Here is a 13525-nt window from a genome sequence, read left to right on the forward strand (position 1 = left end):
GTGGTTGAACACCTGGTGACCGGTTTCGGTGGGAACGGAGGTCTCATGCGGTTACGGCTGGTGGGGTTGGTCGGACTGGTGGCCGGGGTGCTGGTGGTCCCGCAGGCCCAGGCGCAGCAGCGGGGCAACGTGGTGCTGGAGTGGTACGACGTCACGAAGCAGGTTTTGGCGGCCGAGCCCGCGCCGACGCAGATCACGAACAACCGTTCGTGGGCGATCGCTTGGCTGGCGGCCGCGCGGGTCGACCACGGCGGGCGGGATTTCAGTGGGCGGGATTTCGGGCGGGATTTCACTGACGCGGCGGTGGCTACGGCGGTGCACGACTCGTTGGTGCAGTTGGCACCGACTCAGGTAGGAGCGCTCGACCAGGCGTTGACAACGACCCTGGATCGGGTACCGCGTGGCTCGGCTAAGGACCGTGGAAAGGCCGAAGGGGCCGCGCAGGCGCGGCGGGCGTTGGCGGAACGCGAAGGGGATGGGCTGGATCCGGCTTCGGTGAACGCGCCATTCCCGGTACCGACTCCGGCGCCCGGTGTGTGGCAGCCGACTCCACCCGCCTACGGCCCCGCGATCCAGTACGGCAACCGGGTTGCCCGGCCCTACCTACTACGGCGCCCCAACCAGTTCCGGCCTGGGCCGCCGCCTGCGCTGGATTCGGAGCGGTATCGCAAGGACCTCGCCGAGGTAAGGGACTACGGGTCTGCCACGAGTACCGTGCGCACGCCTGCCCAGACCGAGGTGGCGTCATTCTGGTATCAGGGATCGCAGCCTGCGTTCGTGGACGTGTTGCGGGTGGCGCTGGCAAAGTCGCCGTCGGCCCGGTTGGTGGCGGAGTTCAACGTCATCGCGGTCGATACCCAGATCGCCACCTCGGACGCGAAATACGCCTACCAACTCTGGCGCCCGGTGACCGCGCTGCGCGCGACAGGTCTACCGGACTGGACGCCGCTGCACGTGACGCCGTCGCACCCGGACTACCCGAGCGGCCACGCGACCTATGCGGGATTCGCGCAAGAGGTACTGACAGCGCTAACGGGTCCAGCACTGAGTGAACCGTTCGACCTGACCAGTACTACGGCGCCGGGCGTGGTCTTCCACTACCGGGCGTGGAGCGAGATCACGAGGGACACCGTCAACGCGCGGGTGTGGTCGGGCATCCACACGCGAGTGGCGGACGAGGTGGGCGTACAGGTTGGCCGCAACGTCGCCGGTTACGACCTCACCAAGTTCGACTCACTGCTGCGATAAGACGAGCGGTCCCCACCCCGGCCGGGGTGGGGACCGCCATCAACCCGGGCTACTTGATGAAGTGGGCGTCCGGGAAGCAGGGCGACGACCGGGTGAACAGGCCCCGGTCGCGGCCGTTGAGGTGGAGGTCGAAGAAGGCCGACAGGTACTCGTGCTGGGCGGCCAGCGACTCGGTGGGGTTGATGGTGCCGACCGTCCGGGCCGCGGCCTCGGGGGTGATCAGGGCGCGGACGGCGGGGACGACGAACTGGAGGTCGGTAAAGCTGTAGTGGGTGGTGTGGTCGAGGTGCAGGTCCCGCTTCCAGCCGCGCTGGGTGGCCCAGAAGTCGGCCCAGGAGCGGTCGAACTCGGGAGTCCGGTGCGAATGCGGGATGGTCGTGCCCGACTCGTCGGTGAAATCGGCGCCGAACAGCATGAACGGGCGGTCGAGGCCCTGGGTGACCACCTGGCCGGGCAGGTACGGATCGCTGCTGTAGCGGAGGGCGCCATCGATGTCGACACCCGCGTCGACCCGGCGGTCCTGGACCATGGTCTCCCCCGCGGTGTAGCCGCCGTAAGAGTGCCCGGCCATGCCCACGCGGGACATGTCGGCCATCGGAAGGGTGCGGGCGACCCAGTCGAGGACGAAGCGGCTGTCGGCGACGCGGACGTCGATCGCGGTCTTCATGGTCGCCGGGTCGGACTGGGTGATGTTCCCGTACACGACGCGGCCGTCCGGGAACTGCACCGCGGCGGACTCGTAGGTGTGTGACATGGACACGACGAGGTAACCGTGGCTGGCCAGGTCGTCGACCACGCTCGCGTTGAACTCCCGCGCGGAGCCGAACCCGGGCGAGTACAGCACCACGGGCCACTTACCCGGCGCGGCGGGCGCGTCGAGCACGGCGTTGCGGCGGGTCGCGGTCCAGTTGATGGAGCCGGACGGTAAGCCGAGCACGTCCGGGCTCGCGGCGAGCTGGTTCAGCACGGCCGCGACGCCCGAAGACACCCACGGCGCGCGGGTGCCGCCGGAGCGGGCGGCCGGGTAGCTGACGGTCACCATCAGCTCGCGCTGCCGGTCCGGGTGCCACGGGTCGACCCGGTGCGCGTCGACCAGGTCGACGTCGCGGGTGCCGACCGGGAGGTGACCGCTGAGCCGCGGCATGGTGATGGTGACCGGCGTCGTCGGAGTGGCGGCGGCAGGCGCGCCCGCGAGCACGGTGGCGGCGATCGCCGCGGCCGTGGCCGCGCCGAACACCCTTCTGGTCAATGTGGACAAGAGATCCCCTTGTTCGTTCTGGTCTGCCTGCGCCATGGTCCAGATCTCCACGTGGAGACGGCATCACTCCGCGGGCGGACCCCGGTCGTCCTCCGGATGGGGGATGGGCATCGGCCATCAAGTTGTCTCAGCTTCAACAATGCAGCAGGCTCCACCCTGACCGGTGTGCTCGGTCGGATGATGGAGGAAGACGGATGGCGGACCCAACAACGCCCACGGCACTGCTCGCCGACGGCGCGTGGCAAGGCAAGGTCTGGACCGGATCGTGGACCGACGGCGGCGGGGGCACGTACCCCGCGGTCGAGCCCGCGACCGGCGAGTCCCTGGGCGCGGTCGGCAAAGCGACCCCGCAGGACGTGCACGAGGCGGCCGAGCGCGCCGCCGTCGCGCAACGGGCCTGGGCGGCGGCCCCGTACGAACTGCGGGCGGCGGTGCTGCGCGGCGCGGGCGACCTGCTCACCCTGCACGCGGAGGAGATCAAGGACTGGCTGGCCCGCGAGTCCGGCGCGATCCGCCCGTTCGGCGACTTCCAGGTCCACACCAGCGCCCAAGAGTGCTACGAGGCCGCCGCGCTGCCGTCGCACCCCTACGGCGAACTCCTGCGGACCGGCGCACCGCGCCTGTCGTTCGCCCGGCGACTGCCCGCGGGCGTGGTCGGCGTGATCGCACCGTTCAACGTCCCCACCATCCTCGCTATCCGCGCGGTCGCCCCCGCGTTGGCCTTGGGCAACGCGGTCATCCTCAAGCCAGACCCACGCACAGCGATCTCCGGCGGCGCGATGTTCGCCCGTATCTTCGCGGAGGCCGGACTGCCCGAGGGTCTGTTCCAGGTCCTGCCCGGCGGCGCCGATGTCGGTGAAGCCCTCGTTGTGGAGCCTGCCGTACGGGTCATCGCGTTCACCGGCTCTACGCGCGCGGGACGTGCGGTGGGCGCCTTGGCAGGTCAACACCTGAAGCGGGCTCACTTGGAGTTGGGCGGGAACTCAGCGCTGATCGTGCTACCGGACGTGGATGTCACCAAGGCGGCGTCGGTCGGAGCTTGGGGGACGTTCACGCACTCGGGTCAGATTTGCATGGCCACAAGTAGGCACCTCGTGCACGCCTCTATCGCGGAGGAGTACACGGCAACGTTGGCAGAGAAGGTGTCTGGCCTACCGGTTGGAGACCCGTACCGGTCACAGGTGGCCCTCGGCCCTCTTATCGACGCAGGCCAACGCGACCGTGTGCACGGTCTGGTGACCTCCAGCGTTTCCAGCGGCGCCACCGTGCGCACCGGCGGCACCTTCGAAGGCTTGTTCTACCGCCCCACCGTGCTGGGTGACGTCCCGCTCGACGCCCCGGCGTACCGGGAAGAGATCTTCGGCCCAGTAGCACCCGTCGTCCCGTTCAACTCCCTGGACGAGGTCGCGGCCCTGGCAGCCGACTCGGACTACGGCCTGTCCCTGGGCATCCTGACCGGCAACATCCAAGCAGGCCTCGACCTCGCCGAACGCATCCCTTCGGGCTTGGTCCACATCAACGACCAAACCGTCAACGACGAAGCCACCGCCCCCTTCGGCGGCGTCGCCTCCTCCGGCACCGGCTCCCGCCACGGCGGCGCCCAGGCGAACATCGAGGCCTTCACCGAAACCCAATGGCTCACCCTCCGCGGCGACCTCCCGATCTACCCGTTCTAGCCCCTCCGCAACGCGCCCTCCACCCGAGGGCGCGTTGCCACCCCCCTCGCGGCGACCACCAGTCATCCCTGCCTTGCCGACAACCCCACGGCTTCTGGTTGAACCGCTGTATCCGCGCCCAACAGCTCTACTTCGCCACAGCCCGCCCAGCCGACATCACCGTGTACAACGATCGGCTCCACCGGCCGACCTGGGAAGTCCGACCACACGCTTCGGCATCGCCCACGTGGCTCTTGATCGCCGATCGGCTTCAGAGCTATCCACAACGCGACGGTCTGTCCACACCAACCACTGCAGCCAGCCGTTGATCTTGCTATCCCGGTAGACTGGCCTCGGGGACGCCCCCCGGGAAGGGTGGGGGCCGCCCGGGGTGGGTTTGTGCTGGTGGGTGGGGATTTCGAGTAGGTGTGTCTTGTTGTTGCCGGTGTTGTGGTTGTGGGCGACCTCGGTGTAGGTCTCGCGGGTACACGCGACCCAGATGATCCATTACGGCAGTCAATGGCAGGCGCGGATCTCTCACGTGTTGCGCCAGGACCGTTCGGTACCGGCGGGGGAAACACCTGGCGCTCGGCTTCGATCCAAAGCGCGATTCGCTGTCTGTGCGAATGGGACAGACACCAAGATGCACCGGTCGACGAGTTCTGGGCGCAACAGGAAGACGCCGCCGAAGAGGAGCGCAGCGTCTGCGGGGACGATGGGTATCGGTGTCCCTGTCGCAGACCGCGTGGTGGAACCGTCGGTCTCCAACCGGGCCTAGCGAATCGAGCAGGACCCGGCACAGCGCGGCGTGGTCATGAGTGTCGAGATAGCAGCCTTCGGCCGAGCACTAGCCGCGCCGATAGCGCTGTGCACGGGCAAGAGGAAGTCGCCGATAGACGCGCGGATAACGTCCGCACGCAGGACGACGGCGAGTTCGTCGCCCAGCATGGTCCTGCCCGCAGCAGGCGGCCCGTCGATGGCGACCCGCAACGGATGCGCGGTCGTGACATCCCCGATCACCCCAACAAGCCGCCTGACGAGCTCAACACGGGTGCCTTGATTCATTGACGCCCCCACGTGTCTCCGTTCAACACCGTCAGGCTGCCCGCTCGCGTCCGAAGCGCACTCGGCGAACGGGATGGAGTCCACCTCCAGCAGATCTCAGGCCCGCTTACCCACATAGACCGCAGGACCGCTAGGAAAACTGCCCGACCCGACCCACCACCCGGTGACCACGGCCCACAACCAAGCCATCGCTCAACCGACAACCCCCTACGGGTCCAGGCAGCCCCCACCCTGTCCCGGGGGGCGTCCCCGAGGCCAGTCTACCGGCCCAGCAAGATCAACGGACGGCTGAGGTGGTGGGTGTGGAGGAAGCGCTGCGTTGTGGACAACTACGTCGCCCGCGGCCCGACCGCGGTGATCAAGTCCGGTCTGCTCGACGCGGACCCGCTGGTGGGTGTGCGCGACCGGCTGACCGAACTCCGAGACCAACCGGTGATTAGCGGCCGTAGGTCAGACAGCTACTTCTTGGCTGGGAGTAGCAGGATTGCGCCGCCCTGCAAGGGAAGTTGGGCGGTTGGGGTGCCTGCCTGGTGGTAGACCGAGCCTGCGGCTGTCGTGACGGTGATGGCGTAGGTGTCGGTCTTCGCGTCAGTGGCGCTCACGCGGCAGGCGAGGTTGCGGGTGGTGAGACGCGGGATCGGGGTTCCGTTGGGGGCTAAGACGATTGCGGCGCACTTGGTGGTGAAGGTGACGCCGGTGGTGGTGAAGGTGACTGAGTCGGGGCGGCCGGTGGACTTGATGATGTACTGGTTCCGGTCCGCGCCGCGGTAGGTGTAGAGAGACTGTACGGCCTTAGAGGTAGCGAAGAAGGCGAAGTCGCCGTGGCCGTTGACCCAGCCCGCGCCGAGGGCCGCGCGATCGGTGACGGGTGGGTAGGTGGTGAGGACGGCCGGGGCCGCTGCTGGGGCCGTCAGGTACGGGTTGTTGGCGGGGATGGTGGCGATGACGGTCCAACTGTCGGCGGGGAGCGTCAGGGCGCAGGTGGGCTTACCGACCGGTGAGACGCAACGGAGGTCTGGGGTGGTCATGTCGGTGTTGGCGCTGTTGTAGAGCAGGAACTCCACTGTGGACTTCTCGGGGTAAGAGCCCACTGTGGCGGTGAGGGTTACCGAGCCTGATGGGGCGGTAGACGGGCCGGTATAAGACACGGTTGTCTGGAGTTTGGTGACGGTAACCGAACCGGCGGCCTCTGATGGGGCAAAACCGTTGGCACCGCTATAGGACACGGTCACGGCGTGGGTTCCGGGAACAAGCCCAGGTTTGCAGGCGGGACCGTCTACCGGCACCGTGCACACCTCAGCACCATCGACCCGGTAGGTGAATGTGCCACCGGTGGCGTTGACGGAAGCGGCCAGAACAACCGGTTGACCGTAAGTGGCGTCAGTCGTGGACAAGGTGGTTGTCGTGGGGAGTGTGGCTCCGGTCGACGGGGTGACAAGAAGCCTGACCGTGCCAAGAGGCGACGTGTGACCGTTGGCAGTGGCGGTGAAGGTGAAGGCGTCCTCGCCGGTGTAGTCCGGGGCCGGGCGGTACATCAGGTCGGCGCCGCCGGTCAGTGTTCCATGGGAAGGTTGACCGACAATCTGGTAGGTGAGGCTACCGGCGGCGATTACACCGGTCAGGTGGATCCGCACGGGAGCGCCCGTGGTGGTGACGGTCTGGTCGGACGCGATGGGCGTGGGCGGGGCAGTGACGGTGATCGGTGGCAACGTCACGACCGCGCGGTCGCCGGTGTTGGTGGCAACGGCGAGGGTCGGGGTGAACGTGCCGACTGACGTGTAGGCGTGTACGGGGTTGGTGGCCGATGACGTTGCCCCGTCACCGAAGTCCCACACCTGCGGGCCTACAGCCGAGGTGAACGTGACGGGCGCGCCCGCGACAGCGCTAACAGTGTTGCTGGACGCAGTAACGACCGGTGGCGTAGTCGGCGCGGGAATGACCGTGGGGATGAGGGTGAGTGGTTCACCGCCCTCAGCGACCTGAGCGCCGTAAGAGTTGATGGTCCACATTCCGCGTTCAGCGGATGCAACGAGGTAGCTCTCACCGGTCGGGCCTACCTCGTGCACAACGTCGTCAGCCACGGTGGAGCGGTCGATGACGCGGCCGGACGGAGACACCAGCGAGGTGACGATGTCGCTGCCCGGCCAGGCCGAGGCGACGCTCAGCGTGGCGTTGGCGGTGGAGACGTCCACGGTGCTGCTCAGGGTCTGGTTGGGCAGGATCGACCGGGGGGCGGCGCCGGTGATGGCGGCGCGCATGCGGCCGGCGAGGGCGGACTGGCCGTCGCGGTTGGGGTGGAAGCTGTACTCCAGGTTGGTCGGGACGACGTCGTTGAGGCGGGGGCCGGGGCGGCAGGCCTCGTGGTCGGCGAAGGCGTCGTAGACCGGGACGTAGGTGATCCGGGCCCGGTCCTGGCCGGGAGTCGCGGTGACGGCGCGCTGGACGGTGGTGTTCAACTGGGTGATGGCGGAGTTGATCCAGGTCTGGTCGACCGGGGTGACACCGTAGAACGGGCACTTCGCGGTGGCTGCCGGGTTGAAGAACCTCGGGTAGCCCATCACGTACACCTGCGCGTTGGGCGCGGCGGCGAGAACTGACGTGTAGACCTTCTTCAGGTCGTCGCTAAGACCCTGGATGTCGTTGGCCAGGCTTCCGCTGTAGCGCCGTTCGCAGGGGTTGGCGATGCCGATGATCTGCTGGTAGCTGTTCTGGACGCAGTAGCTGATGATTTCGCTGAAGTTGACGTTGTTGCCGCCGATGGACAGCGTCACGAGCGAGGTGTGCTTGTCGAGGTAAGACACCTGCGCCTTGGACTCCGCACCGTGGCCGCTTAGCGCGTTGAGGACGTTGTCCGTCTTAGCCCCACTGCACGCGCGGAAGACGAAGTTCGTGGCGTCACCGGCGAGCAGGTTGGGGTAGGCGTATTGGGATCGGTGGCACATGTTGGCGGGGTCGTTGTCGGTGTCGGTGCCATCCCGGTCGGTGAACCACGGGCGGTGTGGTCGTGGGTCGAGGAGGTCAGCCCCACCCGGGACGGCGCCCTCGCCGGAGGAGTAGCTGTCGCCGAGGGCGACGTACTCGCCACCGACAAGAACAGTGCGGGTGACGGGGGCGAAGGTGCCATCCGTGGTCGTGAAGGTCAGATCGACCTTGTAGTGGCCTTGGTCAAGGACGCAATCGAGCCCGGCGGTGTCAACGGCGACGGTTACCGGCACGCAGTGCACGGAGTTCGTGGGTTGCCCGGCCTGGGCAGCCCAGTCGAGCGCCGGTGCTCGACCGTCTTGGTCCGTGGCGCGCACCAGTAGCTTGCGCGGGCCTCGGGAGACGTCGACGACGCTGTCCACGGAGCTGCCGTCGTCGTAGGTAACGCGCAGCTTGGGGGCGTGGCCGACAGAGCCGTCATCGCCTTCGAGGCTGTGACGCATGATGGGCTTACCGTCGATGGTGGCGCTGATCGCGTAGTAGCCAGAGCCACCGGGAAGGACCGCCGACGTGCCCTGGGTGACCAGCAGCGGCGTGTCCGAGAACGGCGTCGAGACCGTGGAGGTCGCGAAGACCTGGTACTCGGTGGCACCTGGTAGCGGCGACCACCTCAGCTTGGTAACTCCCGGGGTGTCGGTGTCGACATCTAGGCCGCCGCGTTCGGACCGGAGGTGCTTGACGAAGTTTGTCGCGAAGCCCCGACCGCCTGCGGCCTTGCTGACGAACGTGCGGGACAGATCCAGGTCGCCGTCCTTGGCCGGGATCAGGACGTACCTGGCGGTGAAGCTCTCCCCTGGTTGGATCACGTCCGTTGTCTGTTCGAACCGTTCCCGTGGCTGGTAGATGAATCCGGGCGTTTGGTCCTGCTGAGCCTCTATGGCGAGGTTGTACACGGGCACGTCGGCCACGTTGTGCAAGGTGACGCCCACGTCGAACGGAACACGTTCGCTGGTGGTGGAGTCGGTGTCGATGGTCATCGTCAGCGCGCTGGCACCCCACACGTGCAGGGGCCGCGCGTTGGTGGCCTGCACGGAAACGGTGGAACCGATGGGTTCCAGGCTGCCGACGTAAGAGGCCGACAGTTGGTAAGAGCCCTCGGTATCACCACGCACGACCCAACTGGCGGTCTCGCTCTTACCCGCGCCGATGACCGGCATGGCGATCGACGGGGTCTGCGGGGTCGCCATCGGGGCAAGGGTGAGTCCGGCGGGCAGGGTGAGCGTGGCGGTGCCGTGGTCGACCTGGAACGGTTCGCCCGCCATGTTGGTGACGGTCATCCGAACCGCGAAGAACTCCTTGAGCCAGCTCGCCTTGAGCGGCATGACCAGCCAGACCAACTGCGGCTTCTCGTTGACGTAGGTGACCGAGAGGGTGACCTCCTGGTCCTCGGTGCGGAAGGTGGCGCCGCCCCGGGCGCACCCGACGGTGGTGCCGTTGACCTGCGGGCAGGCCGGGAGGCCACCCACGGCGGTGTAGCCGACGACGGTGATCTCGGGCCCGGGGTCGACGGCGATGTTGACGCTGAACTGGTAGGCGTCGCGGTTCTCCGGGGCGTCCGGGTCGATGCCCGCCTGGACGACCTCGTCGCGGGTCATCGGTTTGGTGTCCAGCTCGGACGTGACAACCTCGCCCGGCGCCAACACGAGCCGGGCCTGGCCCGCGCCGTCGATGATGGTGGCTTTGACCTCGTTGGGCAAGTACTCGGGAGCCGTGCCGTAAACCGTGACACTGCCGTCCGGGATACCTTGCAGGTGGCCCAATCCTGAGGGGTCGGCCGTAGTGGGGTACGAGTGGCCGTTGCTGTCCACGACAGTCAGGCTTGCGCCACCGACAACCGTGCCAGCCGGGTTGACCACCTGTACGAACAAACCGCTCGCGGTGGGTTCCGGCTTAACGGTGACGGTTACCTTGCCCTGCTTGGTTTCGCCGTTGGCAGTAACGGTCAATGTTGCCGTGTAGTCGCCCCTTGTGTCGTAGATGTGTTTGGCCACGGCACCGTCAGCGGCTTGGCCGTCGCCGAAGTCCCAGTGATAGGAATCAATACCGGTTGACGGTCGCGAACCGGAACCGTCGAAGGTGACGGACTTGCCCTCGATGCCGACCTGGTCGTCACCCGCGTTGGCAAGAAGTGGCTCAGGGAGCCCGACGACGACGCTCGCGGTTTTCGTCGTGCTGAGGCGACCGTCACTGACGACGAGCCGCGTCAGGAACGTGCCCGCTCTGGTGTAAGTGTGGCCGATAGGGCCATGCGGGAGAGAGCCGGATGCCGCAGCGGTTCCGTCACCGAAGTCGAGGGAGTAGGTCAGCGCGTCGTCTTGGGCGTCGGTAGCGGTAACGGTCGCACTGACTGGTAGCGGCGCTACGCCGCGCGTGGTGTCGAGGGCGTAGGTGGCCGTGGGGGCGGTGTTGGCCCTACCGGACACGACGATGTCAACTGACTTCGTGGTGGTCGCGCCTGTCGAGTTGGTGACGGTGACGACCGTGTGGAATACGCCGGGAGCGTTGTAAGTGTGCCGTAGTTCCGTTGTGGAGTACGGGCTCGCGATGTCACCGGAGGCGGTAGCGCCATCGCCGTAGTTGGCCGTGTAGTGCACAACCTGGCCACGCGGCTCCGAGGTGTCGACGCGCAGTGTGGTCGCGAGAGGTGCGGGTCCGGTGAGTGGATCGGCGCTAACAGTGAGCGGTAGCGCTGTCGAGTCGATGGACACGGGTATCTCGGGCGCAAACCATCGGTGGACGTTGCCGAAGGGGTCGGTGGACAGGACAGAGGTGCGAAGGTTGGCCGCACCCGCGGTGAGCGCGCCCGCGTTGACGGTGGTGCGCCACTGGCCGTCCGGGGAAGGGCCGTAGATAGAGGCACCGCCGCCGGTGTCGAAGGTCGCGTCGACCTGGGTAAGCGGGAAGTCCTGGGTGGGTTGGAAGACGATGGTGGCCCTACCGGCGAGGGTGTCACCGGCCTTGGGCGCGATAAGAGCTCCTGGCGTCCGGCGGTCGACACCGACCTGGACGCTGTCCTCGGTGAAGCGGCCGGTGGCGCCGGTTACCTTGATGTGCAGGGTGTACACGCCGTCTGCCGCTACGACGCCCGCATCGTTCTTGCCGTCCCAGGTGGCGTAGTTCAGGGGGTGGTTGCGCGTGCACTGCGTGGCGTCGACCGGGGTAAGAGTCCGGACGGTGCTCCCGGCCTGGTCGACGACAGTGGCGGTACCGGTGGCTTTGAGGTCGACGCAGTAACCGACCAGGATGGTGTCTTCCTGGCCGTCACCGTTGGGGCTGAAGTAGTTCGAGCCAGTGCGAAGGCTGATGTGCGGGGTGTTGTCGACGGTCAACGGGACACGCGTCTCCCAGAACTGGTCGGTGCCGAACGCGTCAGTCCAAGAGACACCCGCGGTGAAAGCGTTTGCGCCGGGGTCGCACGGCGTGGTGTCGACGTTGCCCGAGAGCTGGTCGGTGTAAGCGAGTTCGAAGGTTCCGCACAACAAGCTCAAGGAGTTGACGGTGAAGCCCTGGGTCGGCTGGAAACGCCAGTCGACATGGCCCGAGACGGTGCTGCCTGCGGCGGGCTGGGTAAGAGCGCCGGGCAGGCGGTTGTCGATGCCGACTTGCACGGTGCTTTCGCCGACCTGGCCAGTGTGGTCAGTGGCGCGGACGCGAAGGGTGTAGACACCGTCCGGTTGAACGTGGCCCGCGTCGTCTTTGCCGTCCCAGTTGACCGAAGCGTTGCCGCCGTCGCAGCCGGCGTGACCAGACTGGTTCACGGCAGGAATGGTGCGCACGACGATGCCACTCGCGTTGGCGATGGTGACACCGACAGAGCTGTCTTGGCTCAGGCAGTAGTCGATGCCAAGGACGTCGTTCTGACCATCACCATCGGGGCTGAAGTAGCGGTGCGCGTAGGCAGAGATGTCCACGACCGGCGGGTTGAGGATGGTTACTGACACAGGTGGCGATGTCCAGGTGTGCTGCACGCCGAAGGGGTCGGACCAGGTGACCACGGCGTCGACAGTGGCCGGACCGGAGTAACAGGCGCGGACTGAACCGGTGCCGATGAAGCTAACCGGGTCGAGCGAGCCCATGTAGGTACCGTCGCAGTACAGGTCTCCGCCGCTGACTGGGAAGTTGGTGGTGGGGCGGAACGACCAGGTGATGTCACCGGACAAGGTAGCCCCGGCGACCGGGCTGGTGAGAACGCCAGGGGTTCGCGTGTCGATGCCGATGTCCGTTGACGCGGCGGCGGTCTGGCCGGAAGAGTCGGTGGCGACCAGTCGCACGGTGTAAACGCCGTTCGGGACAGCACTACCTGTGTCGCCTAGGCCGTCCCAGGTGAGGGAGTTGTTGAAGTCGTAGCAGGGTCGGGAGCCGACAGCGTCCACTGCGGCGATAGCCCGAACGGTGGCCCCCGCCGCGTTGGTGACCGTGGCGGACACTTTGGCGTCCTTGTTGAGGCAGTAGTAGATGTCGGCGGTGTCTTCCTGGGCGTCGCCGTTGGGGCTCACATAGCGGTGAACCCAGGACGCGATGGTCAGCGCGGGCGGGTTGTCCACGACGATCGGCGTCAGCGGGGACGTCCAGGTGTGCGTGGCGCCAAACGGGTCGGTCCAGAACGCCGTTATTTTGAGCGTGTTTGGACCTGGGAGGCACGCGGCGGTGTCCGTGGTCGCCTCGAAGATGCCACCCGGGTACTTGCCGGAGCCGCCGAGTTGAACGGTGCCGCAGGCGATCGACGCGTACGTGACGTTGATGCCCGGGGTCGCCGTGAAGCGCCAACTGAGCGTGCCGGACACCCTGTCGTTGGGGGCTGGCGCGGTAAGAGCGCCGGGAAGTCGTGATTCCACAGCGGCTTGCGCGGCCGCGTCGGCGGTGTCGCCGGTAGCGCTGACGGCGTGGATGGTGACCATGTAGGTTCCGTCGGGCACAACGGTGCCCGCGTCGGACTTACCGTCCCAGGACAGGGTCGTGTTGTACTGGCAGGACGGGTCAGCGGGCCGTGACGCGGCTGTCTCCAGCGTGCGCACCACATGGCCGGTTTGGTCGGCGACGGTTACATCGACGTGCGCGGAGTCGGAAAGGCAGTAAGGGACGGTGACTACGTCGTCCTGTCCGTCACCGTTTGGCGTGAAGTACTGCTGTGTGGCGAACGGTTGGACGGTCACCGTGAACGAGGTCGCCGCGTCAGCCGCTCCCCACAACGCGAATCCAAGCCACAAGAGGGCCATCAGCAGGCCGCGGAGGAAGTACCTGCGTCTGTCCGAGCTGTCCATGTCCGACCACCCCATGTCGCGCGACACAACGCGACAAGTAGAGCGCCGGTAGTGAC

The 13525-nt window shown here is 67.1% G+C and carries 4 protein-coding genes; 2 read left to right on the forward strand and 2 right to left on the reverse strand.

The window, feature by feature from the left end; translation table 11 throughout:
* Nucleotides 1–45 precede the first annotated feature (45 nt).
* Nucleotides 46–1248 (forward strand): vanadium-dependent haloperoxidase, encoded by a 1203-nt coding sequence (locus tag H504_RS0105315; protein ID WP_026421928.1) that lies wholly within the window; start codon nt 46–48, stop codon nt 1246–1248.
* Between the two features lie 49 nt (nt 1249–1297).
* Here H504_RS0105315 and H504_RS0105320 read toward each other — a convergent pair whose 3' ends face one another.
* Nucleotides 1298–2557: an alpha/beta hydrolase family protein gene (locus H504_RS0105320; RefSeq protein ID WP_245614079.1), complete on the reverse strand. Its 1260-nt coding sequence runs from the start codon at nt 2555–2557 to the stop codon at nt 1298–1300.
* A gap of 143 nt (nt 2558–2700) precedes the next feature.
* Here H504_RS0105320 and H504_RS0105325 point away from each other — a divergent pair, with 143 nt between their 5' ends.
* Nucleotides 2701–4182 (forward strand): benzaldehyde dehydrogenase, encoded by a 1482-nt coding sequence (locus H504_RS0105325; RefSeq protein WP_035303322.1) that lies wholly within the window; start codon nt 2701–2703, stop codon nt 4180–4182.
* A gap of 1502 nt (nt 4183–5684) precedes the next feature.
* On the opposite strand, the gene H504_RS0105335 is transcribed toward H504_RS0105325, so the two are convergent.
* A complete protein-coding gene (locus H504_RS0105335; protein ID WP_026421932.1) occupies nt 5685–13469 on the reverse strand; it encodes a PKD domain-containing protein in 7785 nt (2594 codons plus the stop codon).
* Between the last annotated feature and the right edge of the window lie 56 nt (nt 13470–13525).

The organism is Actinokineospora inagensis DSM 44258 (assembly GCF_000482865.1).
GTDB classification, from domain to species: domain Bacteria; phylum Actinomycetota; class Actinomycetes; order Mycobacteriales; family Pseudonocardiaceae; genus Actinokineospora; species Actinokineospora inagensis.